A 22,943-nucleotide genomic window follows, 5' to 3' on the forward strand; every position below is an offset into this window, starting at 1 on the left:
AGGACCTCCCCGTGCTTCGCTCGATGTTCTCGGCCATCTCCGGCCTCCGCGCCCACCAGACCAAGCTCGACGTGACCGGCAACAACATCGCCAACGTCAACACGGTCGGCTTCAAGAGCTCCCAGACCGTCTTCGAGGACACCCTGTCCCAGGTCATCCGCAACGGCTCGGCCCCCGTCACCGGTGAGACCGGCGGCACCAACCCGGCGCAGGTCGGCCTCGGCGTCAAGGTCGCCGGCATCACCACCAACTTCGGCCAGGGCTCGACCCAGAACACCGGCCGCTCGACCGACTTCATGATCAGCGGCGACGGCTTCTTCGTCACCCAGGCCGGCAACGAGACGCTGTTCACCCGCGCCGGGTCCTTCGACTACGACGGCGCCGGCAACCTCGTCACACCCGACGGCGCGCTGCTGCAGGGCTGGATGGCGCAGAACGGCACGGTCAACGCCAACGGCGCGATCGGCCCGCTGACCATCCCGTTCGGCCAGGTCATGAACCCCGAGCCGACGTCCACCGGCAAGATCGGCGGCAACCTGTCGACGTCGTCGGTGCCCTACTCGGCCGGCCCGCCGGTCGTCGAGGCGACGCAGGTGCAGAGCCAGATCACCGCCTACGACTCGCTGGGCACCGCGCACCCGATCGCGCTGGTGTTCACCAAGCTCAACGACACCGACTGGTCGGTGCAGGCCAGCGAGAACGGGACGAACATCGGCGCGGCCCAGACGCTGTCGTTCAGCCCGGCGACCGGCCTGCCCACCAGCGGCACGACGCTGCAGCTCACCTTCCCGGCCACCGACCTGAACTGGCCCGCGGCCGGCATCCGCGTGGACCTCGGCGGGATGACCCAGTTCGGCGGCAAGACGGCGCTGACCCCCAGCGGCGTCGACGGCAACGCCATGGGCACGCTGCAGTCGATCTCCCTCAGCGGCGACGGCACGATCATGGGCGTCTACTCCAACAGCCTGCGCGAGCCGATCGGCAAGCTCGCCATGGCCACCTTCGCCAACCCCAGCGGCCTGTCGAAGGCCGGCAACACGAGCTACCGGGTGGGCGACAACTCCGGCCAGGCCGTCATCGGCGAGGCCGGCACCGGCGGCCGCGGCTCGCTGACCGCCGGCGCGCTGGAGATGTCGAACGTGGACCTCGCCGAGGAGTTCACCGGCCTGATCGTCGCCCAGCGCGGCTTCCAGGCGAACAGCCGCGTCATCACCAGCTCCGACGAGATCCTCCAGGACCTGGTCAACCTCAAGCGCTGATGAAGGACCTCTCCGCCCCCACGCCTCGGGACCTCGGCGCGGGGCCCTGCGGAGAGGCCGTTCCAGCACGTCGCGGCGGCCCGGCACCCGTTCCCCGGGGTGCCGGGCCGCTCCCGTCGTGCCCCGTCCCGCCTCCCGCCCGCGGACGGCGGTCCTCGTCGCCTTCGTAGCGCCATCGGCTCCTTCGGTCGCCTCCCGCGCAGAAGGCTTCCCTCCTCCGCCGGACGGCGGCGGGACGCCTGTGACGTGCGGGGACGCGGTGCCGGGTCACCCTCCGGGGTGATGCGGCGGGCCGGGTTCGGCTCAAGCAGTCCCCGCGCAGGGCCGATGGTCCCTGCAGCCGGCAGTCCGCACCGCCGCGGCTGCTCTCCCCTCCCCGAACGAGCAGAAGGACCCACCCGTGATCCGTGTGACGCGCCTGAACGGGGAGCACTTCGCGCTCAACCCCGACCTCATCGAGCGGGTCGAGGGTCACCCCGACACCGTCGTGTTCCTCGTCGACGGCACCAAGTACATCGTCCGCGAGGGCGTCGACGAGGTGCTCGACGAGATCCGCGAGTACCGGGCCAGCATCCTCGCCACCGCCTACGCGATGGACCGCGGCACCTACCGCACCACCTCGACCGGGCCCTCCCCCGTCTCCCCCGCGCACCCGGCCGACGACGCCCCGCGTGCCTCCGTCGTCCCCTTCCCGGCCCGCGAGGAGCGCTGACCCATGGACCCGTCCACCCTCATCGGCTTCGTCATCTCGCTGGTCGCGCTGCTGGCCTTCATGGTCATGGAGGGCGCCGACCCGACCTCCCTGATCTTCCTGCCCGCGATCATCCTGGTCATCGTCGCCACCTTCGGCGCGGCCATGTCCGGCCAGACGATGGCCGACCTCGGCAAGATGGGCGGCTGGTTCAAGCTCGCCCTCATGCCGGCCAAGGTGCCGCCGGCCGCCGAGCAGATCCAGACCCTGGTCAGCCTCGCCGAGAAGGCCCGCAAGGAGGGCCTGCTCGCGCTGGAGGCCCAGGTCAAGGCCATCGAGGACCCGTTCCTCAAGCGCGGCCTCCAGATGGGCATCGACGGCACCGACCCCGAGGAGCTGCGCGCCGTCCTCGAGAGCGAGATCGCCGCCAAGAAGGCGGAGGACAAGGTCGCCGCCAAGTTCATGAACACCATGGGCGGCTACGCCCCGACCATCGGCATCGTCGGCTGCATCGTCGGCCTGATGAACGTCATGGGGAACCTGAGCAACCCCGAGGCCCTCGGCCCGATGATCGCCGCAGCGTTCGTCGCGACCCTGTGGGGCGTCATGGCCGCCAACTTCTGGTTCCTGCCGATGGGCGCGAAGATCCTGCGCGTCAGCGAGCTGCAGGCCGCCCAGATGGAGCTGCTCGTCGAGGGCATCTCCGAGATCCAGGCCGGCACCAGCCCGCGCGCCGTCCGGCTCAAGCTCAGCGCGCTCATCCCGCCGAGCGAGGCCGCCAAGGAGGCGGCGTGACCTCCCCCGGGGCGTCGGCATGAGCGCCGGCGGCCACGGCCACGGCGGCAAGCGCCGCAAGAAGCACGCCGACCACGAGGAGCACGAGAACCACGAGCGGTGGCTCGTGTCCTACGCGGACATGATGACCCTGCTCCTGGTCCTCTTCGTCGTCCTCTTCGCGATGAGCCAGGTGGACAAGGAGAAGTTCGCCGCGCTGGCCAGCGGCCTGTCGGAGGCGTTCGGTGCCCCGGTCACCGCGCTGAGCAGCGCCGGCACCAACTCCGACGCACAGGTCCTCGACGCCCTCGACGCCGCCGTCGACGTGCAGATCCCGCCGGCCCCGGCCGCGGAGTCCGACGTCGACACCGCCGCCGCGGAGGCCGCCGCGCAGGAGGCCGCCCGCGTCGCCGCGGAGGCCCGGGCCGAGTACGACGAGCTGGCCGCCGCCCGCGATGCCATCGACGCGGCGCTGGCCGCCGCCGGGCGGGCCGGCACCGCGCAGTACGAGATCGACGAGCGCGGCCTGGTCGTGCACATCGTGTCCGACCCGGTCCTGTTCGGCCCCGAGGAGGCGACGCTGCAGCCCGCCGGCCGCGAGATCCTCGACGCCATCGCGCCGACGCTGGCCGCACTGCCCAACTCCCTCACCGTCGAGGGCCACGCCAACTCGCTGCCGGTGACCCCGGGCGGGCCGTGGCCGTCGAACTGGGAGCTGTCGGCCTACCGCGCCACGACCGTCGTCCGGTACCTGGCCGCCGAGGGCGTGCCGCAGGGCCGGCTGTCGGGCACCGGCTACTCCGACACCCGGCCGATGGTCCCGGCGTCGGACCCGAACGCCCTGTCCCTCAACCGCCGCGTCGACATCGTCGTGCTGTCCGACGCCTCCGCCGAGGCCGCAGAGCTCCTCCCCGGCCTCGACGACGCCCCGACCGCCCCCGTCCCGAACGCCCCGGCCGCCCCGGCCGCACAGGAAGGCACGCACGAGTGAGCACCAAGACCAAGGACAAGGCCGCCAAGGACAAGGCCGCCGAGGACGGCGAGGAGGCGAAGGGCGGCGGCAAGAAGAAGCTGCTCGTCATCGTCGCCGTCCTGCTGGTCGGCCTCGGCGCCGCCGCCTACTTCTTCCTCTTCGCCGGCAGCGGCGAGGCCGAGGCGGCCGAGCCCGTGCACGGCGGCTACACCGCGCTGGAGCCGATCGCGGTCAACCTGGCCGGCGGCGGCTACCTCAAGATCGGCATCACGCTGGAGTACACCGCGGACGCCGCCGCCGGCGGCCACGGCAGCGGCGGCGTCGACGGCTCCAAGGCCCTCGACCTCATCATCTCCACCTACTCGCAGGCCCAGCCGGCCGACGTCGTGGGCGCCCGCGAGGCGCTCAAGGAGTCGCTGGAGCACCAGATCATCGAGGCCTACACCGAGGACGGCGTCCCGATGGTCATGCACGTCTACCTGACCGAGTACGTCACCCAGTGACGCGCTGACCCCACCCGTCCCGTCCCAGCGATCCCCCGGCGCACCACGCGCCACATCCTCCCCGGCTGACCGGCGGCGCCCCGCGCCGCCGGTCAGTTCGCGTTCCGGGCCCGCCGATGAGGGACCCGTGACCCGCCCCGAGAACGCGACCGTGCCCGCCGGGCACGGGCCGCAGTCGCCGGCCGTGGGCGGCCGCAGCCGGCGCGGTGCTCCCCGCACCTACGACTTCCGCCGCCCGACCAAGCTGTCCCGCGAGCACGTGCGCGTGCTGCAGATCGCGCAGGAGGCCTTCGCCCGCCAGGCGACGACGGTCCTGACCACGATGCTGCGCACCGGCGCGCGGATGGAGCTCGTCGGCATCGAGCAGCACTCCTACGACGACTACGTCGCCACGCTGCCCGACCCGTCGTTCCTGACGACGTTCACCCTCGAGCCGCTCGCCGGCAAGGGCCTGCTGGCCTACCCGCTCGACGTCGCGATGGCCACCGTCGACCACATGCTCGGCGGCTCGGGCGCCGCCCACCAGCCGGAGCGGCCGATGACGGCGATGGAGACGACGATCATCCACTCGCTGCTCGACCGGCTGCTGCAGGAGCTCGCCGCCTCCTTCACCAACGTCACCCCGCTGCAGCCGGTCGTCGACGGCATCGAGTACAACCCCGCCCTGGCCCAGGCCGCCGCCGGCTCGGACACCGTGATGGTGGCCCGCTACACCCTGTCGATCGGCGCCCGCGACGGCGCCGCCTCGCTGGTGCTGCCGTTCAGCTCCTTCCACCAGGTCCTCGACGACGCGGCCTCCCCGCAGCTGTCGGAGTCCGCGCAGCGCACCCGCCAGCGCGCCGCCGAGCTGCTCGCCGCCCGCATCGAGCTGGTCCCGGTCGACGTCAGCGTCCGGTTCTCCCCGCTCGAGGTGTCCTCGGAGGACCTGCTCTCCCTCGCCGTCGGCGACGTCCTGCTGCTGCGCCACCCGCGCGACGCGCCGCTCGAGGTCACCACCAACGACGCCGTCTTCGCCCACGCCATCGCCAGCAACCACCGCCGCCGGCTGGCCGCCGCCATCGTGCCCGCCCCCGCCGGAGGGAAGGACCCCGCATGACCGCCACGCTCGACTCCCAGGCCCAGCAGGCGTCGGAGACCATCACCGCCGTCGTCGTCGCGGCCGCCACCGCCGCGGCCGCCCTCGTCCCGGCCGGCACCGAGCTGGTGCCCGCCCCGGCGGTCACCGACCCCGACGCCGTCCCGGTCCCCCCGGCCGCCACCGCGGCCGTCAGCGCCCGGCTGTCCGGCGAGATCACCGGCGACGTCGTCCTGGTGCTCTCCGCCGAGGTGGTCGAGGCGCTGGACAACTCCCCCGTCGGCCCGATGGACGTCGCCACCGCGCTGCGCCCGGCGCTCGAGGCGGCCGCGGCCACCCTCGGCCGGGTGCGCGTGGACTCCGAGCGCACCGAGGACCCGGTGACCGCCCTCGACGGCCTGCGCGACAAGGGCATGTTCGTGGCGGTCCCGCTGGTCGCCGGCACCGAGCACGTCGCGACGCTGGCCCTGCAGGTCACGCTCCCGACCGCCCCCCGCCCGCGCCGCAACAGCCTCGATCTGCTCCGCCACGTGGCCATGGAGGTCACGGTGGAGATCGGCCGCACCCGGATGACCGTCGGGGAGCTGCTCTCGCTGCACCCCGGCGAGGTGATCGAGCTCGACCGCGCGGCCAGCGCCCCGGCCGACCTGCTGGTCAACGGCACCCTCATCGCCCGCGGCGAGGTCGTCGTCGTCGACGAGGACTTCGGCCTGCGGATCAGCGAGATCGTCACCGACGCCGCCGCGGAGCTCGGGCAGGCCCACCCGTGACGTGGATGGTCATCCGGCTGCTGCTGTCGCTGGCGTTCGTCGGCGGCGTGCTGTGGTTCGCCGCGCGCCTGGCCAAGAAGCGCGGTCTGGGCTCCTCGGGCGGCCTCGTGGAGGTCGTCGCCCACCAGCGGATGGGCCGCGCCAGCACGGTGAACGTGCTGCGCATCGGCGACCGCGTGCTCGTGGTCGGCGCGACCGAGCAGCAGGTGACGCTGCTGGCCGAGCTCGACGGCGAGGCCGTCGAGGCGACGCTGGCCGAGCGGGCCGCGGCGAGCCCCGCAGAGGGCCGGCCGGCGGTCGCGCTCCCGGCCGCGGGCGGGACGCTGTCGGGCTCGGTGCTCGACCGCGGCGCCTGGTCGGGCCTGGTCTCGCAGCTGCGCGAGCGGACGGTCCGCCGCTGATGGACCGCACCGCACCCGTGCGGGGCCCGGCACGCCGGGCCGCCGTCGTGCTGGCCGCCCTGTTCGGCTGCGCCGTCGCCGGCGTGCTGCTGGCCGGTCCCGCCGCCGCGGCGCCGACCGCGCCCACGGCCCCCACCGCCCCCGTGGTCCCCGCCGTCGACGGCGGCGTGGACATCTCCGTCGGCAACGGCAGCCCCAGCACCTCGATCACGCTGATCCTGGCGATCACCGTGCTGTCGGTGGCGCCGTCGGCGCTGCTGCTGTGCACCTCGTTCACCAAGATCGCGATCGTCCTGTCGCTGACCCGCAACGCGCTGGGCCTGCAGCAGTCGCCGCCGAACTCGGTGCTCACCGGCATCGCGCTGTTCCTCACGCTGTTCGTGATGGGCCCGGTGCTCTCCGACGTCAACGAGGTCGCCGTCCAGCCCTACATGGACGGCACGATGACCGTCTCGCAGGCCTACGACGCCGGCGTGGTCCCGCTGCGGGAGTTCCTGCTCGCCAACACCCGCGACGACGAGCTCGAGCTCATGGTCGGCCTGTCCGGCGAGGAGCAGCCGGAGGACGCCGCGTCGGTCAGCATGACCACGCTCGTGCCGGCGTTCGTCCTCTCCGAGCTCAAGAGCGCCTTCATCATCGGGATCGTCGTCTTCATCCCGTTCCTCGTGCTCGACATGCTGGTCAGCGCCTCGCTGATGGCGATGGGCATGATGATGGTGCCGCCGTCGATCGTGTCGCTGCCGTTCAAGCTGCTGCTGTTCGTCGTCGTCGACGGGTGGGCGCTGATCACCACGGCGCTGGTCGGGAGCTATTCGTGAGCGAGCTCGCGAGCTCACGCGTGAGCACGGCACCGCCGGTCACGACCGCGACGAGCGCCGGCGAGGAGTCGTCGTGACCGACGCCGACGTCACCGAGATCGCGGTGCAGACGATGACCGTGGGCGCCAAGGTCGCCGCGCCGGTCCTGCTCACCGCGCTGCTGGTCGGGTTCCTCATCTCGCTGTTCCAGGCCGCGACCCAGATCCAGGAACCGACCCTGTCGTTCGTGCCGAAGATGATCGCGGTCTCGATCGCGCTGCTGGTCACCGGCAACTGGGTGCTCGCCGAGATGGTGAGCTTCACCGAGCACCTCTTCGACTCGCTGCCCCACCTCCTCGGCAGGACCTGAGCGCCATGGACCTCGAGGTCCCGGCGGTCACCCTGGCGGCCCTGCTGCTGGCCGTCGCCCGGGCGGCCGGGTTCGTCCTGGTGGCCCCGCCGTTCAACACCCGCGCCGTCCCGGGCCCGGTGAAGGGGGCGCTGGCCCTCGCGCTGTCGGTGGCGCTGCTCGACCGCGTCGCGCCCGGGCTGCCCGAGCCGACCACGGGCTTCCTCGTCGTCACCGCCGTCAGCGAGGTCGCCATCGGCGCGGCGCTCGGGTTCGTCGTCCAGCTGTTCTTCACGGCCGTGCAGTTCGCCGGTGAGCTGCTCGACGTCACCGGCGGTTTCTCGCTCCAGCCGGCCTACGACCCGCTGGCCATGACGATGAACTCCACCCTCGGCCGGCTGCACTACCTGCTCGCGACGACGCTGCTGTTCACCAGCGGCGGCCACCTCATGCTGGTCCGCGGGTTCGCCACCTCCTACGAGGGGCTCCCGGTGACCGGCGGCTTCCCGGCCGACTCGATCGGCGAGGTCGTGCTGACGGCGTTCTCCGCGATGTTCCTGGCCGCGCTGCAGATCGCCGGGCCGATGGTCGCGGTGCTGCTGCTGGCCGACGTCGCGCTCGCCCTGCTGTCCCGGGCGGCGCCGGCGCTCAACATCTTCGCCTTCGGCTTCCCGGTGAAGATCCTGCTGACCCTGTCGCTGCTCGGTCTCACCTTCCCGCTGCTCCCGCCGGCGCTCGACGCGTTGATCGAGCAGGCCACCCGCGCCATCGTCGGTCTCCGGAGCGGCTGATGGCCAAGGACGGCCCGGGTGGTGAGAAGACAGAGAAGCCGACTCCCAAGAAGCTCCGGGAGGCCCGCAAGGAAGGGCAGATCCCCCGGACCCAGGAACTGGGCACCTGGGCGGGGGTGGCGGTGGCCAGCGGGCTGCTGCCGATGCTCGTGGGCAACGCGTTCGACGCCGTCGGCCGGCTGTTCGTGCAGATCGACGTCGTCGTCGACGAGCCCGACGCCGCGAAGGTGTCCCCGCTGCTCGGCCAGGCACTGTCGGCCTTCCTGACGACGGTGCTGCCGGTCGCGCTCGCGCTGATGCTGGTCGGCGTGCTCTCCTCGGCGGCGCAGGGCGGGGTGACGCTGTCGGCCAAGGGCATGAAGCCGACGCTCAAGAAGCTCAACCCCTTCCCGGGGATGAAGCGCATGTTCGGCACCCACGGTCTGTGGGAGGCGGCGAAGGCGGTCATCAAGACCGCGGCGCTGGCGACCGTCGTGGTCGTCACCAGCGACCGGGCGCAGGCGCTGGTGTCGGCGTCGGGCGCGCTGCCGCTGTCCGCGATCACCGCCACCGTGGCCGACTGCGCCGTGCTGATGTTCCGCGTCGTCGCCGTCACCGGCTTCGTCATCGCCGTGGCCGACTACGTCGTCGTCCGGGTGCAGACCATGAACAAGCTCAAGATGAGCAAGTACGAGATCCAGCAGGAGCACAAGAACTCCGAGGGCGACCCGCACGTCAAGGCGCAGCGGAAGTCGGTGGCCCTGTCCATGTCGCGCAACCGCATGATGGCCGAGGTCGCCGAGGCCGACGTCCTGCTCGTCAACCCCACGCACGTCGCGGTGGCGCTGAAGTACGACCCGACGAAGGGCGCCCCGCGGGTGGTGGCCAAGGGCGCCGACGAGATCGCCGCCACGCTGCGCGAGCGGGCCGCCGAGGCGCGGGTGCCGATGGTGCAGGACATCCCGCTGGCCCGGGCGCTGCACGCCTCCTGCGACCTCGGCCAGGAGGTGCCGCCCCAGCTGTTCACCGCCGTCGCGCGGGTGCTGGCGTTCGTCATGCAGCTGGGCTCGCGCGGCGTGCGCGGCGGGTTCCACCGGCCCGGGTTCCAGGCGCCCGACGTCACCGACCTGCCCCGCGCCGGCCGCCGGAGGGCCCCGATCGCGAGCTGACCTGCCGTCTCCCAGGCATTGGATCCTCTCCCCACGTGCTGCGACGCGGGACGTGCGGCGAGGATCCGATGCCCCGCCGTGCCCGCGGATGGGACGGCTGTGACAGGTGCGACGTCCGCGGTCGGCCGGGCACCCCCGGCTGCCGATGGGGAGTCCGTGCGAGGGATGACCAAGGCCGCGGTGCCCGTCGGCGTCGTGGCGATCGTCCTCATGCTGGTCGTGCCGCTGCCCGCGGCGCTGCTCGACCTGCTCCTGGGCTTCAACATCACCGCGGCGCTGCTGATCCTGCTCGTCTCGATGCAGATCAAGCGCCCGCTCGACTTCGCCGTCTTCCCGTCGCTGATCCTCATCGCGACGCTGTTCCGGCTGGCGCTCAACGTCTCCTCGACGCGGCTGGTGCTCACCGACGGCTACGCCGGCAAGGTCATCGAGGCCTTCGGGCACTTCGTGATCGGCGGCTCGCTCGTCGTCGGCCTGGTGATCTTCGTGATCCTCACGATCATCCAGTTCGTCGTCATCACCAACGGTGCCGGCCGCGTCGCCGAGGTCGGCGCGCGGTTCACCCTCGACGCGATGCCCGGCAAGCAGATGGCCATCGACGCCGACCTCAACGCCGGGCTCATCAACGAGGCGCAGGCCCGCAAGCGGCGCACCGAGGTGACCAGCGAGGCCGACTTCTACGGCTCGATGGACGGTGCCTCGAAGTTCGTCAAGGGCGACGCGATCGCGGGCATCATCGTCACGCTGATCAACCTGATCGGCGGCTTCGCCATCGGGATCATGCAGCGCGGCATGGCCCCGGGCGAAGCGGTCAGCACCTACTCGCTGCTGACCGTCGGCGACGGCCTGGTCTCGCAGATCCCCGCCCTGCTGCTGTCCACCGCGACCGGCATCATCGTCACCCGCTCGGCCTCCGACGGGGACATGGGCAGCGACCTGATCGGCCAGCTGGGCCGGTTCAAGCAGCCGGTGCGCATCGCCGGCGCCGCGGCCATCGCGCTCTGCCTCATCCCGGGCCTGCCGAAGCTGCCGTTCCTGCTCATCGGCGGCACCTTCCTGATCATGGCCGCCCGCATGCGGGAGGCCCCCGTCGAGGACGAGCTCGCCACGGTCACCCCGGCCGACGACGAGCCCAGGCCCGACTCCCCCGAGGCGATCGCCGAGCGGATGCGGGTCGACCCGCTCGAGCTCGAGGTGGCCTTCGACCTCGTCGACCTGGTCGACACCGCCCGCGGCGGCGACCTGCTCGACCGCGTCAAGGCGCTGCGCCGGAAGGTCGCGATGGAGACCGGGCTGGTCATCCCGCTCGTGCGCACCCGCGACAACCTCGACCTGCCGGCGTCGCAGTACGTCATCTGGCTCAACGGCGTCCCCGCGGCCAAGGGCACCTCGCCCGCCGGCACGGTGCTGGCGATCGGCGACGCGCTCGACGGCCTGCCCGGCCGCCCCACCCGCGAGCCGGTGTTCGGCCTGCCCGCCAAGTGGGTGCCCGCCGAGCTGCAGCGGCAGGCCGAGATGGCCGGCGCGACCGTCGTCGACCGCTCCTCGGTCATCACCACCCACCTGGCCGAGGTGGTCCGCCAGCACTCCGCCGACCTGCTCGGCCGCGAGGACGTCCGGCTGCTGGTGGAGATGGTCCGCCGCACCCACCCGGTCGTCGTCGAGGAGCTCACCCCGACTCTGCTCACCCTCGGCGAGATCCAGCGGGTGCTGCACGCGCTGCTCACCGAGAACGTGTCCATCCGCGACCTGGTGCGCATCTTCGAGGCGCTGTCGCTGCGGGCGAAGACGTCGACCGACCTCGACGGCCTCGTCGAGGCGGTGCGCTCCTCGCTCGGCGCCGCGATCAGCCACCCCTACGTCACCCCCGACGAGCGGCTGCACGTGCTCACCCTCGAGCCCGCGTTCGAGCAGCGGCTGCTCGAGGCGGTCCGGCACAGCGACGGCGGCCAGGTGCTGGCCCTCGACGCCGGCTCCGTCGACGCGCTGGTCACCGGGTGCACCGGGCTGCTGGAGGACGCCGAGAGCCACGGCCTCGCGCCGGTCCTCGTGTGCTCGCCGCAGGTCCGCGCCGCCCTGTCCCGCCTGGTCCGCCAGGTCCTGCCCCGGCTGCCGGTGATCTCCTACACGGAGGTCTCCCGGACGGCCCAGATCGAGTCCCTGGGAGTGGTGAGCGGTGCCGTTGCCATCCGTTGAGGCGGCGACCCCCGAGGCCGCGGTCGCCGCGGCGCGCGAGCGCTACGGCAACGCCGTCCGGATCGTCGGCGTCCGCCGCATCCGGTCGGGCGGGGTCCTGGGCTTCTTCGCCACGGAGCGCTTCGTGGCCGAGGTGGAGGACGTCGAGCCGCCGCGCCGCACCCCGGCGTCGAAGTCGGAGTCGGCCCGCCGGATCGAGGCCGCGCTGAGCCGCGACCCCGGCCCGCTCGCCGACACCGGCGCCTTCCTGCGCGCCACCGAGATGCACCGGTCCCGCCCCGCGGCGGCCCGGCCCACCTCGCGGCCGGCGGTCCTGCCCGACCCCGTCGACGAGGTCGCCGGCCTGCTCGGCGCGGGCACCGGCGGTCCCGACGTCGACCTGTACTCCCGGTCCTCGGTCGGCGCCGCCCGGCGGCCCGCCGCGCGCCCGGCCGCGGCCCGTCCCGCGGCCCCTGCTCCTGCCGCGACCGCTGCGGCCGCCACCGCTGCCCGGCCTGCCTCGGGTGCCGCCGGCTTCCGGCCGGCCTCCGCCGCCGCTCCGGCCGCCGCGCGCCGCTCGACCCGCACCGCGGTGCGCCCGCCGGCGACGCCGGCCGGGCCCGCCGGCCCGTCGCTGTTCACCGCCGCGCTCGCCCAGGTGGTCGCCGGTGACCGCGAGGTGCGCGAGGCCGTCGACGACGCGGTGGCCGCCACCGCTGCAGCGTCCGCCGCCGAGGCGCTGCGCGCGCTGCACGCGACGGCCGCCGCGCTCGCCGCCGAGCCCGATCCGGTGATCGAGCCGGAGCCGGCGCCCGCCCCGGCGTCGGTGCTGCGCACGCCTGCCTCGACGCCCGCGCCCTCTGCGCCGGCGATGCCCCTGGCCGCCGCGCTCGCCGCCGCGATGGCCGCCCCGCGTGCCGCCGCTCCAGCTCCTGCCCCCGCGCCGGCCGTCGCCGCGCCCGCCCCTGCTGCGGCCGCCCCGGTCCCGGTTGCTCCGGTCGTCCAGGAGCCGGCTCCGGTCGCCGTCGAGGAACCCGTGGCCGAGGAGCCTGCCGTCGAGGTGCCCGTCCCGGCCGTCGCCGAGGAGCTCGAGGTCCCGGCGATCGAGGTCCCGGCGATGGAGGTCCCGGTCGAGGACGAGCCGGCCGTCGAGGACCCTCCGGCCGAGCGGTCCGTCGACATGGACATGTGGGCCGACCCGGTGCCCGCCGGTCCGGCTCCCGCCCCGGTCGCCGTCGCCCCGGCCGTCATGGAGGAGCCCGCCGCCGAGGAGCCCGCCGTCGAGGACGAGTCCGACGACGAGTCCCTGGTCGCCGAGCTGCTCGGCGACCGGCCGGCCGCGGAGGCCGCCCTCGAGGTCGAGCCCGCCGCGGAGCCCGTCGTCGCGGAGCCCGTCATCGAGGAGGAGCCCGTCGTCGGGCAGGCCGCCCTCGAGGTCGCCCCGGCCGACGACTACGCCACCGACGTCCTCCCCGCCGTCGTCGCCCTCCCCATCGAGGTGCCGGCGCCGCAGCCGGTGGCCACGTGGTCCGACGCGGACCTGACCGGCCCGGTCACCGGCCGCGAGGAGGCCATCGCCGAGGTGCTGCGCGCCGCGCTGGCCCACGACACCCCCGACGACGCGCTCACCGACATCCTGCGCGGCGTGCTCGCCAGCGCCTCCACCCAGGGCGGCGTGCACCGCGGCCGCCCGCCGGTGCCGGCCACCGCCCAGCGGATGGACCGCGAGCCGGCGTGGGTCGAGGCCTCGGCCGAGAGCGACGAGTGGGAGGTCGAGGCGGTCGAGCAGCCCGCTATCGAGGCCGCCACCGAGGTGCTCGCGCTGGCCGCGACCGCCAGCGACCCGGCTCCTCTGCCGCTGGACTCCACCGCCGTCCTGCCCCCGCTGTCGCTGCTGCCGCCGCCCACCCCGGGCGCGGAGCTCGCCGTGCCGCGCCTGCTCGGCCGGCCGCCGGTCCCGCCGGCGCGCCGCGGCCTCCCGCCGGTGCCCGGCCAGGCGGTCGCCCGCGTCGCGGCCCCGGCCCGGCCCTCCGGCCTGGCCACCGTCACGCGGCTGCCCGTCGACACGCGCGCCGGCCGGGTGCTCGTCTCGTCGGTGCGCGAGCGCGGCACGTCCGGCCGCGAGCTGGTCGACCCGCGGATGGTCGAGGCGGCCGGGATCGTCGCCCGGCTGCGCGGCCTCGGCGTCCCCGAGGACCTGCTCGGGGGCACCTTCGCCGCGGACGTCGCCGCGAGCGGCACCTACGCGGCGCTCACCCGGGCGCTGCGGGGCCTGCCGGCCGCGCCGTCGGCCCCGGTGGGCGCCGGCGAGGTGCTGCTGGTCGTCGGCCCCGGTGTGGAGACGCTGGCCGCGGCCCGCTCGCTGTCGGTCTCGATGCGCCTGGACCCCGAGCGCCTGCAGTGGGCCACCCGCGGGGACCTCGCCGCGCTGGCGCCCGAGGGCAGCCGGATCACCTCGGTCGACACCGCGCTCGAGCGCAAGCAGGACGCCGCCCGGGCCGGGACGCCGACCGTCGTCGCGGTGGACGCCCCGATGCGGGCCGCCGGGCGCACCTGGCTCGAGCAGGTCATGGCGATCTTCTCGCCGGCCGCCGTCTGGGCCGTCGTCGACGCGACCCGCAAGCCGGAGGACGTCGGCCCGTGGCTCGGCGGCCTGCCCCGCGTCGACGCGCTGGTCGTCCAGGACACCGACCTGACCGCCGACCCGGCCGCCGTGCTGGGCCGCACCACCGTGCCGGTGGCGCTGCTCGACGGCGTCCGCGCCACGCCGCACCGCTGGGCGTCGCTCCTGTGCGAGCGGCTGGAGAGCGCTGAGGCATGAGCCCGCTGCGCTGGGACGTGCTCGCGGTGGGGCTCGTGCTGGCCCTGCCGGTGCTCGCCATGGGGGTGCGCGGCGACTTCTCGGCCGACGAGGTCGCCGTCCGGCTGCCCTGGTGCCTGCTCGCCGGGTGGGGTGCGGTGGCGCTGCTGCGCTGGGCGGCGACGCCGCCGCGGCCGGAGCCCGCCCGGCGCCGCGCGGGCGTCCCGGCCTCTCCCGAGGACGCCCCCACCCCCTGACCACCGCCGGCTCCCCGTGAATGCCGGTGTTCCTCGCGCGTTGCCGGTCCTGCAGCACCGGCGACGCACGAGGAACGCCGGCGATGCTGCGTCCACAGCACATCGCCACGTCCACCGTCGTCGGGCGGACCACGTTGCGAGGACGATCCGGCGGGACGGTCGGGACATGACGCCCGACCACCCTCCGCCACCGGTCCTGCGCCGCAGCCTCGTCGCCCACGGGTGGAGCGACGACGAGCTCGCGCGGGCCCGTCGGTCCGGCACGCTGTCCCGCGTCCGCCGAGGCGCCTACGTCGACGGCCCGGTTCCGCCCGACGCCGTCGTCCGCCACCGCCAGCTGGTCCAGGCCACCGTCGCGGGGCTGCGGCGTGCAGCCGTCGTCAGCCACGAGTCCGCCGCCGTCCTGCACGGGATGACCACCTGGGGCCTCCGGCTCGGGCGGGTGCACGTGACCCGCCGCCCACCCGCCTCGAGCGACGCCAGCCGCACGCTCCGCTGCCACGTCGCCTCGTTGTCCGACGACGAGACGGTCCTCGTGGACGGCCTCGCGGTCACCGACGTCACCCGGACGGCGCTGGATCTCGCCCGATCCGTACCGCTGGAGGTCGCGGTGGTGGTCCTCGACACGGCGCTGGCTCAGCAACTCGTGCAGCGCGAGGACCTCGACGCCGGCCTGGCCCGGCTGGCCGGCACCCGCGGGAGCAGGCGGGCGGCGCGCGCGGTGGCCCTGGCCGACGGACGGAGCGAGAGCGTCGGCGAGAGCCGGAGCCGGGTGGTGCTGCACCGGCTGGGCCTCGCGCCCAGCGGCCTGCAGCACCCCGTGCACACCGCCGACGGCGTCCTGGCCGGCCGGGCCGACTTCGTGTGGGAGACCGAGAAGCTGCTCGGGGAGTTCGACGGGCGGGTGAAGTACGGCCGGCTGCTGCGCCCCGGGCAGGACCCTGGCGACGCCGTCTTCGAGGAGAAGCGGCGCGAGGACTCCATGCGCGCGGAGGGCTGGGGCATGGTCCGCTGGACCTGGGACGAGATCGACGGCGCGATGGCCACCCGGGTCGGCCGGGCGCTGCGCCTGCGCCGGGGCGCCTGACCGCATTGCCGGGGTTCCTCGTGCACTGCCGGTCCTGCAGCACCGGCAGTGCACGAGGAACGCCCGCGATGCGGCGCCGAGCGGGGCCCGGAGGCCCGGCGTCAGAGCGGGAGGTCCTCCAGCATCTCGGTGACCAGGGCGGCGATCGCCGAGCGCTCCGAGCGGGTCAGCGTCACGTGCGCGAACAGCGGGTGGCCCTTGAGCTGCTCGACCACCGCGGCGATGCCGTCGTGCCGGCCGACCCGCAGGTTGTCCCGCTGCGCCACGTCGTGGGTGAGCACCACCCGCGAGCCCGAGCCCAGCCGCGACAGCACGGTCAACAGCACGCCGCGCTCCAGCGACTGCGCCTCGTCGACGATCACGAACGAGTCGTGCAGCGACCGGCCGCGGATGTGCGTCAGCGGCAGCACCTCGATGAGGTCGCGGGCGGCAATCTCCTCGAGGACCTCCTTGGACACCAGCGCGCCGAGCGTGTCGTACACGGCCTGCGCCCAGGGCGACATCTTCTCGCCCTCGCTGCCCGGCAGGTACCCGAGCTCCTGCCCGCCGACGGCGTAGAGCGGCCGGAAGATCACGACCTTCTTGTGCGCCCGCCGCTCCATCACCGACTCCAGGCCCGCGCACAGCGCCAGCGCCGACTTGCCGGTGCCCGCGCGACCGCCGAGCGAGACGATCCCGACGTCGGGGTCGAGCAGCAGGTCCAGCGCCACCCGCTGCTCCGCCGAGCGCCCGTGCAGGCCGAACGCCTCGCGGTCGCCGCGCACCAGCCGCACCTGCTTGTCCGGCGTCACCCGGCCCAGCGCCGACCCGCGCGAGCTCAGCAGCACCAGCCCGGTGTGCGCCGGCAGGTCCGCCGCCGCGGGCACGAACGCCTCGCCGGTGTCGTAGAGCGCGCTCAGCTCGGCGTCGTCCAGCGACAGCTCGGCCATCCCGGTCCAGCCGGCGTCGACGGCGTCCAGCGCGCGGTACTCGTCGGTCTCCAGGCCGACGGCGGCCGCCTTGACCCGCAGCGGCACGTCCTTGGTGATCAAGCAGACGTCGCGGCCCTCGGCGCGCAGGTTGAGCGCCACCACCATGATCCGGCTGTCATTGCTGTCGTTGCGGAAGCCCGCCGGGAGCACCGAGGCGTCGCTGTGGTTGAGCTCCACGTGCAGCGTGCCGCCGGCCTCGCCCACCGGCACCGGCGCGTCGAGCCGGCCGTGGGTGACCCGCAGGTCGTCGAGCATCCGCAGCGCCTGCCGGGCGAACCAGCCCAGCTCGGGGTGGTGCCGCTTGTCCTCGAGCTCCCCGATGACGACCAGCGGCAGCACCACGTCGGCGTCGCCGAAGCGCAGCAGCGCGCGCGGGTCGGACAGCAGGACCGAGGTGTCGAGGACGTACGTGCGGCGCAGAGTCACGAGTCGTCTCCCCTGGGGCGCACGGCGCGCCCCGGCTCCGAGGTGGCCGGGACCCGGCACAGGGGCCGGGTCGCGGCCCCCCTGGTCGACGAGTTCGTCAGCACCAACCGGGCCTCCCGCGGACGGCGGGACGGGCCCGTCGTCCACTGCGGACGCTAGAGCCACTCACCGACAGGAGCGCGGTGTCCCACCCTCCGGAAACGCACTGTTCACCCGGAGGGGTACCTCCCGTCCCAGCCGTCCCAGGGGCGACGGCGGCGGGGACGGCGGCGGGGACGGCGGACGGCGGGTCACCAGGAGCCGCGGTCCCGGGCGTCCGGCGGGCGGGGCAGCGGCCGCGACGCCGGCAGCTCCCAGGTCGGTGGCGGGCCGCCCTCGTACGGCACGTCCCAGCGGTGCTCGTCCGGCTGCCCGGCCGGGCGACGACCGGAGCCGGGGACGGGACGACGGCGGGGCCGCAGCGCCACCAGTGCCCAGAGCACCGGCACGAGCAGCACCGGCCACTGCACCGAGAGGTCGCCGATCCACAGCAGTCCGGCGAGCAGCAGCGCGAACAACCAGCCGGCCGTCCACAGCCCCAGCGCGCGGGCCTCCCGGGGATCGCGGCGTGGCACGGCTCAGGCGGCCGACAGCTCGTCGGCGACGACGGCGGGGGTCAGCGGCTCGTCGAGCAGGCGCACGAAGCGGTCGGCGACGTCCTGGCCCTCCGGCCGGGCGGCCAGCCAGCGGTGCAGCAGGTCGTAGCCCTCGACGTAGGTGGTGATGTACGCCCGCCACAGCGGGTGGGTGAGGAAGCGCAGCTGCTGGCGGGCCCGGTCGGGGCTGACCAGCGACCAGCGCTGGATGTAGGCGGCGACCTCGTCGGCGTCGGCGCCGCGGTCGTGCAGCAGGACGGCGGCGTCCTGGCGCACCCGGTTCAGCGGCGCGCTCGCGGCGGCGATCCGCTCGGCGAGACCGCCGTCGAAACGCAGCCCGAGGTCACCGAGCACCTCGGACGACCAGGTCCCCCACCCGTCCCCCACGGCGGCGTCGACGCCGAGGTCGGCGAGCCCCTCGGCCATCAGGCACTCGGGGGTGTTGACGAGGAACACCGTGTGCTCGAGGTGTCCGGCGCGCTCGACCAGCCCGCGCTCCTTGCGACAGTGCTCGGTGTGGTGGCCGGGGTAGGACTCGTGCGCGACCAGGTGCACGAGCTGGCTGAGCCGGTGCGGCAGGTCGGCGTTGATCGCCACACGGGACCGGTAGTCGCCCTCGTAGTAGTTGAAGCCCGACCACGGCTTGTCGGTGACCACCTCGTAGCGCACCGTCTCGGCCTCGGGCAGCCCGTACCGGCCGCGGACCCGGTCGCGCAGCGCGCTCGACAGCGCGTGCACCGCGGCCTCGAGCCGCTGCGGCGGGCACTCCTCGCGACGGCGGTGCGCGGCGTACCGCTCGGCCAGCGTGCCGTCGCCGGGCAGCAGGGTCTCGAGCTCGGCGTGCGCCGCGGCGTAGGCGGCCGGGTCGCCCATGGTGAGGTCGACCTGGAAGTAGCTGCGCACCTCGTCGAGGAAGCCGACCGGCTCGCCGCTCATCTTCCGGGCGCTGCACTCCAGCCCGGTCAGCTGGCCGCGCAGGAACGCGGCGCGGTCCTCGGGCAGCCCGGCGGCGTCGAGCTCGCGCAGCAGACCGCGGGCCTGGTCGCGCAGCCCCTGCGGCGTGGGCGCCGGCTCGCTCTCCACCTCGGCGCGGATCCGCTTCTCGCCGGTGTAGGCGTCGACGAAGCCGGACTCCAGCCGGTCGAACCGCAGTCCCAGGCGCACGTACTCGAGGGGGACGTCGACCGTGCCGGGTGCCATGGGCCCGAGTCTGTCACCCACCGAAGCGGCGGTGCCGCGCCGCGTAGGCCCGCAGCGCGCGCAGGAAGTCGACCCGGCGGAAGTCGGGCCAGTAGACGTCGGTGAAGTAGAACTCCGAGTGCGCCGTCTGCCAGAGCAGGAACCCCGACAGGCGCTGCTCGCCGCTGGTGCGGATGACCAGGTCCGGGTCGGGCTGCCCCCGGGTGTAGAGGTGCTCGGCGATGTGCTCGACGTCGAGCACCTCCACCAGCTCGTCCAGCGACGTCCCCCGGCTCGCGTGCTCGGCCAGCAGCGAGCGGACGGCGTCGGCGATCTCCCGCCGCCCGCCGTACCCGACGGCGAGGTTCACGTGCGCGCCCGGGCGGCCGCGCGTCGTCTCCTCGGCCTCCTTGAGGACGGCGACGGTCTCGGCCGGCAGCAGCCCCAGCGCGCCGACCGGGCGCAGCTGCCAGCGGCGGTCGGGCGCGGACAGGTCCTGGGCGACGCCCTCGATGATCCGCAGCAGCGGCGTCAGCTCCGGCTCCGGACGCGACAGGTTGTCGGTGGAGAGCAGGAAGAGCGTGACCACCTCGACGCCCGCCTCGTCGCACCAGCCGAGGAAGGAGGCGATCCGGTCGGCGCCGCGGCGGTGCCCGGCGTTCGGGTCGAGGAGGCCCGTGGCCTTCGCCCAGCGGCGGTTGCCGTCGATGATCGCGCCCACGTGACGAGGGACGTCGGCACCCACCAACTGCCGGGCCAGGCGACGCTCGTACATCTGCGTCAGGACGTCGCGGACCCACTGACGCGCCCCCACGGCGCACACAGTAGGCCCCCGGGACGCTGCCGTTCCGCAGGCCCGTCCGGCCTGCGGGGTTGCCGGGGACGTCACAGCCGCGTCCCCGTGCGGCCGGACCTACGCCTCCGTAACCTCGGAGGCGTGACCGCCCCCGAGGACCGTCAGCCAGTCCGGGTGCGGGCCGACGACGGAGCCGAGCTCGAGGCACCGCGCGGCCCGGCCGTCGCCGCCGTCCTCGAGGAGGGGCAGCGGGTCGAGGAGACCTGGACCGCCGCCGACTTCGCCGACGACGACTGGGACCACCCCGACACCCGGCCGCGGATGCGCGGCTGGCTGCACCTGTTCGCCTTCTTCGGCGCGATCGTGGCGGGCGCGGTGGTCATCCCGCTGGCGTCCGTGCTCGGCGCCCGCTCGGGGTTCTCCGTCGCCGTCTACTGCCTGACGATCTGCGGGCTGTTCGGCATCAGCGCGCTGTACCACCGGCGGCGCTGGTCACCGCGCGGCTGGAAGATCATGAAACGGCTCGACCACTCGATGATCTTCCTGTTCATCGCGGGCACGTACACGCCGTTCGCCCTGCTCGCCGTCGACCAGCCGCTGGGTTGGTGGGTGCTGGGCGGCGTCTGGGCCGGCGCGCTGGCCGGCGTCTGCCTCAAGCTCACCTGGCCGACGGCGCCGCGCTGGGTCGGCGTGCCGCTCTACATCGGCCTGGGCTGGGTCGCCGTCTTCATCCTCACCGACATCCTGCACATCGCCGGGGTGACGTCGCTGGTGCTGCTGGCGGTCGGCGGCGTGCTCTACACCGTCGGCGGCATCGCCTACGCGATCAAGAAGCCGAACCCCTGGCCGGGCACCTTCGGCTACCACGAGGTCTTCCACGCGATGACCATCGTCGCCGCCATCTGCCACTACATCGCCGTCTACTTCGCGATGTACAACTCTCCTTTCGTCTGACCTCCGGTCAGACACCGCGGCCAGGTGCCGTTCCCCTGGTGCGCGGAGCCCTCCCCGACCGGTGTCGGGGGCCCCTGCGGGCCCCCGCTCCGCCGGTCCGCGGCTGCGCCGCGGTTCCCTCCGCACGTCACGTCCCGTCACGCCTCGGGGAGCCCCCGGCCCCCGCTCGGCGCGCCGCTCAGCTGAACGGAGGCCGGTCGTCCCAGCGGGTCGAGGTGCGGCCGGCGGCGCGCCAGGCGCGGGCCACGGCGTCGCGGTCCTCCTCGCCCACCAGGTTGCCCATCACCCGCAGGGCCACGGTCATGAGCGACCGCGAGCGCATCCCGACGGGACCCGCCGTGGGCAGGAACCGGGGCACCGTGAGCAGGCCGGCCAGCCGCCGGGCGATGGAGAACGCCTCCCCGTAGTGGCGGCGCAGCGTCGCCGGCCAGGCCTGCGACCAGTCGTCCTCGCCGAACAGGTCGACGACGGCCCGCCCGGTCTCCAGGCCGTAGTCGATGCCCTCGCCGTTGAGCGGGTTCACGCACCCGGCGGCGTCGCCGACCAGCGCCCAGTTCCGCCCGGCGACCCCGGAGACGGCGCCGCCCATCGGCAGCAGCGCCGACGCGACGTCGCGGACCGGCCCGTCGAGCTGCCACTCCTCCCGCCGCGACTCCGCGTAGAACTCCAGCAGCGCCTTGAGCTGCACGCCGGCCGGCCGGCGCGCCGTCGCCAGGGTGCCGACGCCGAGGTTCACCTCGCCGGCCGCCGCACCCAGCGGGAAGACCCAGCCGTAGCCCGACAGCAGCTCCCCCTCCTCCCCGCGCAGCTCGAGGTGGGAGGAGATCCACTCGTCGTCGCTGCGGCCGGAGCGGACGTAGCTGCGGGCGGCGACGCCGTAGGCGGTGTCGCGGTGCCACTCCCGCCCGAGCACCCGGCCCAGCGGCGAGCGCACGCCGTCGGCGACGACGAGCCGCCGGCAGGCGACGCTCACCCGGCTGTCGTCGGCGAGCTCGAACACCACCGCGGCGACGCGGTCGCCGTCGCGCTCGACGTCGACCGCCCGGGCGCCGTCGAGGGGCGCGGCGCCCGAGCCGAGCGCCACCTGGCGGATGCGGGCGTCGAGCCCGGTGCGCGGGACGGCGCTGCCGTGGTCGGGGAACTGCCCGCCGGGCCAGGGCAGCTCCCAGGTGCGGCCGAAACCGGCGGCGCGCAGGCCCCGGTTGCGGGCGTGCCCGCGGACCCAGTCGCCGAGGCCCAGCAGGTCCAGCTCGGCGACCGCCCGGGGCGTGAGCCCGTCCCCGCAGGTCTTGTCGCGGGGGAAGACGGCGGCGTCGGCCAGGACGACGTCGTGCCCGGCGCGGGCCGCCCACGCCGCCGCGGCCGATCCCGCGGGTCCGGCGCCCACCACGAGGACGTCGGTCGCGGACGGGACGGCGGCAGCTGCTGGCACGTCCCCAGTGTCCCTGCTCCAGACCGCGCGCTAGCCGAACAGGGGGAAGCGGCCCGCGGCCTCCCCCAGCGCCGTCCGGTCGGCGTCGGTGAGCGGCTCGCGGCCGGTGCCGCGGCGGGCCGCCGTCGCGTCGTCCCAGGCCGCGGGCAGCGGGCCGCCGAGCAGCCCTTCGAGCACGCGGCGCGCCTCGGCCAGGCCCCCCGGGCCGGGACCCGGGCGGTCCAGGTGCGCCACCAGGTCGAGGTGGTGGACGGCGGCCTCGACCGCGAGCGTCGAGCACAGGTCCCCGGCGGTCAGCACCCGGCCCTGCGTGCCCACCAGGTCGGTCGCGCCCACCCGGCCCGCGGTCACGCACACGGCGGCCGCCGTCTCGGCGTACAGCGGCGCCAGGTGCACCAGGCCGCCGGTCGTGCTGGCCCGCACGCGGGTGCGCCAGGCGGTGCCGTCGTCCTCCTCGGGCGTCGGCTGCCAGGACCGCCAGTAGACGACGGCGTCGGTGGTGGCCGGGCCGCCCGCCGGGGTGGCCAGGGCGACCAGGCCCCGGCGGGCGTCGTCGAGCAGGTGCTGGGTGAGGTCGAGGACGGTCCACCCGCTGCACCCGCTGGGCCGGTCCCCCTCCCCCGGCGTCAGGCCGGTGACCAGGCCGGCGAGGTCGGCGTAGGTGGCGCGCAGCAGGTCCGTGCTCACCCGGGCAGCCTGG

At 74.7% G+C, this 22,943-nt stretch carries 23 protein-coding genes; 17 read left to right on the forward strand and 6 right to left on the reverse strand.

The annotated features are described in order from the left end of the window. The first annotated feature begins 11 nt into the window (after positions 1-11). From ACI79X_RS00490 to ACI79X_RS00565, 16 genes are all read left to right on the forward strand, one after another. The gene (locus ACI79X_RS00490) at positions 12-1,259 is read left to right on the forward strand and encodes a flagellar hook protein FlgE (RefSeq protein WP_457023456.1); all 1,248 of its coding nucleotides are present in this window, start codon (positions 12-14) and stop codon (positions 1,257-1,259) included. A 400-nt stretch (positions 1,260-1,659) separates the two neighbouring features. Beyond that, positions 1,660-1,971, forward strand: a complete 312-nt coding sequence (locus tag ACI79X_RS00495; protein ID WP_457023457.1) for a flagellar FlbD family protein — start codon at positions 1,660-1,662, stop codon at positions 1,969-1,971. A gap of 3 nt (positions 1,972-1,974) precedes the next feature. Further along, positions 1,975-2,745: a motility protein A gene (locus ACI79X_RS00500; protein WP_457023458.1), complete on the forward strand. Its 771-nt coding sequence runs from the start codon at positions 1,975-1,977 to the stop codon at positions 2,743-2,745. A gap of 19 nt (positions 2,746-2,764) precedes the next feature. Continuing rightward, positions 2,765-3,715 carry a flagellar motor protein MotB gene (locus tag ACI79X_RS00505; RefSeq protein ID WP_457023459.1) on the forward strand — a complete coding sequence of 317 codons (951 nt, stop codon included), beginning with the start codon at positions 2,765-2,767 and terminating at the stop codon, positions 3,713-3,715. Beyond that, positions 3,712-4,200 carry a flagellar basal body-associated FliL family protein gene (locus ACI79X_RS00510; RefSeq protein ID WP_457023460.1) on the forward strand — a complete coding sequence of 163 codons (489 nt, stop codon included), beginning with the start codon at positions 3,712-3,714 and terminating at the stop codon, positions 4,198-4,200. The genes ACI79X_RS00505 and ACI79X_RS00510 overlap by 4 nt, the downstream gene beginning before the upstream one ends. Before the next feature lie 127 nt (positions 4,201-4,327). Further along, positions 4,328-5,296, forward strand: coding sequence for a flagellar motor switch protein FliM (locus tag ACI79X_RS00515; protein ID WP_457023461.1), 969 nt, complete (start codon positions 4,328-4,330; stop codon positions 5,294-5,296). Continuing rightward, the gene (gene fliN / locus ACI79X_RS00520) at positions 5,293-6,045 is read left to right on the forward strand and encodes a flagellar motor switch protein FliN (RefSeq protein WP_457023462.1); all 753 of its coding nucleotides are present in this window, start codon (positions 5,293-5,295) and stop codon (positions 6,043-6,045) included. Before ACI79X_RS00515 ends, fliN begins: the two co-directional genes overlap by 4 nt. A 5-nt stretch (positions 6,046-6,050) precedes the next feature. Then, positions 6,051-6,446, forward strand: a complete 396-nt coding sequence (locus ACI79X_RS00525; protein WP_457023648.1) for a flagellar biosynthetic protein FliO — start codon at positions 6,051-6,053, stop codon at positions 6,444-6,446. Beyond that, positions 6,446-7,264, forward strand: coding sequence for a flagellar type III secretion system pore protein FliP (fliP, locus tag ACI79X_RS00530; RefSeq protein ID WP_457023463.1), 819 nt, complete (start codon positions 6,446-6,448; stop codon positions 7,262-7,264). The genes ACI79X_RS00525 and fliP overlap by 1 nt, the downstream gene beginning before the upstream one ends. A 73-nt stretch (positions 7,265-7,337) precedes the next feature. Further along, positions 7,338-7,613 (forward strand): flagellar biosynthesis protein FliQ, encoded by a 276-nt coding sequence (fliQ, locus tag ACI79X_RS00535; protein ID WP_073418636.1) that lies wholly within the window; start codon positions 7,338-7,340, stop codon positions 7,611-7,613. Positions 7,614-7,618: 5 nt separating this feature from the next. After that, positions 7,619-8,383 carry a flagellar biosynthetic protein FliR gene (gene fliR / locus ACI79X_RS00540; protein ID WP_457023464.1) on the forward strand — a complete coding sequence of 255 codons (765 nt, stop codon included), beginning with the start codon at positions 7,619-7,621 and terminating at the stop codon, positions 8,381-8,383. Continuing rightward, entirely contained in the window at positions 8,383-9,531 is a 1,149-nt protein-coding gene (locus ACI79X_RS00545; protein ID WP_457023465.1) for an EscU/YscU/HrcU family type III secretion system export apparatus switch protein, read from the forward strand. The genes fliR and ACI79X_RS00545 overlap by 1 nt, the downstream gene beginning before the upstream one ends. Before the next feature lie 165 nt (positions 9,532-9,696). Then, positions 9,697-11,727: a flagellar biosynthesis protein FlhA gene (gene flhA / locus ACI79X_RS00550; RefSeq protein WP_457023466.1), complete on the forward strand. Its 2,031-nt coding sequence runs from the start codon at positions 9,697-9,699 to the stop codon at positions 11,725-11,727. Then, on the forward strand, positions 11,708-14,527 hold the full coding sequence (locus tag ACI79X_RS00555) for a hypothetical protein (protein ID WP_457023467.1): 2,820 nt from the start codon (positions 11,708-11,710) through the stop codon (positions 14,525-14,527). Before flhA ends, ACI79X_RS00555 begins: the two co-directional genes overlap by 20 nt. After that, positions 14,524-14,763 (forward strand): hypothetical protein, encoded by a 240-nt coding sequence (locus ACI79X_RS00560; protein WP_457023468.1) that lies wholly within the window; start codon positions 14,524-14,526, stop codon positions 14,761-14,763. The genes ACI79X_RS00555 and ACI79X_RS00560 overlap by 4 nt, the downstream gene beginning before the upstream one ends. 166 nt (positions 14,764-14,929) lie before the next feature. After that, positions 14,930-15,850 (forward strand): type IV toxin-antitoxin system AbiEi family antitoxin domain-containing protein, encoded by a 921-nt coding sequence (locus ACI79X_RS00565; protein ID WP_457023469.1) that lies wholly within the window; start codon positions 14,930-14,932, stop codon positions 15,848-15,850. Between the two features lie 101 nt (positions 15,851-15,951). Here ACI79X_RS00565 and ACI79X_RS00570 read toward each other — a convergent pair whose 3' ends face one another. From ACI79X_RS00570 to ACI79X_RS00585, 4 genes are all read right to left on the reverse strand, one after another. After that, positions 15,952-17,247 (reverse strand): PhoH family protein, encoded by a 1,296-nt coding sequence (locus tag ACI79X_RS00570; protein ID WP_457023470.1) that lies wholly within the window; start codon positions 17,245-17,247, stop codon positions 15,952-15,954. Positions 17,248-17,537: 290 nt separating this feature from the next. Next, positions 17,538-17,861 (reverse strand): hypothetical protein, encoded by a 324-nt coding sequence (locus ACI79X_RS00575; RefSeq protein WP_457023471.1) that lies wholly within the window; start codon positions 17,859-17,861, stop codon positions 17,538-17,540. Positions 17,862-17,864: 3 nt separating this feature from the next. Beyond that, positions 17,865-19,082, reverse strand: coding sequence for a DUF885 domain-containing protein (locus ACI79X_RS00580; RefSeq protein ID WP_457023472.1), 1,218 nt, complete (start codon positions 19,080-19,082; stop codon positions 17,865-17,867). 13 nt (positions 19,083-19,095) lie between these two features. Continuing rightward, on the reverse strand, positions 19,096-19,875 hold the full coding sequence (locus ACI79X_RS00585; RefSeq protein ID WP_457023473.1) for an isoprenyl transferase: 780 nt from the start codon (positions 19,873-19,875) through the stop codon (positions 19,096-19,098). Positions 19,876-19,998: 123 nt separating this feature from the next. Here ACI79X_RS00585 and trhA point away from each other — a divergent pair, with 123 nt between their 5' ends. Further along, the gene (trhA, locus tag ACI79X_RS00590; RefSeq protein WP_457023474.1) at positions 19,999-20,811 is read left to right on the forward strand and encodes a PAQR family membrane homeostasis protein TrhA; all 813 of its coding nucleotides are present in this window, start codon (positions 19,999-20,001) and stop codon (positions 20,809-20,811) included. Between the two features lie 178 nt (positions 20,812-20,989). Here trhA and ACI79X_RS00595 read toward each other — a convergent pair whose 3' ends face one another. Then, on the reverse strand, positions 20,990-22,243 hold the full coding sequence (locus tag ACI79X_RS00595) for a geranylgeranyl reductase family protein (protein ID WP_457023475.1): 1,254 nt from the start codon (positions 22,241-22,243) through the stop codon (positions 20,990-20,992). Between the two features lie 30 nt (positions 22,244-22,273). Continuing rightward, positions 22,274-22,930, reverse strand: coding sequence for a maleylpyruvate isomerase N-terminal domain-containing protein (locus ACI79X_RS00600; protein WP_457023476.1), 657 nt, complete (start codon positions 22,928-22,930; stop codon positions 22,274-22,276). Positions 22,931-22,943 lie beyond the last annotated feature (13 nt).

Source organism: Geodermatophilus sp. SYSU D01119, from assembly GCF_054049975.1.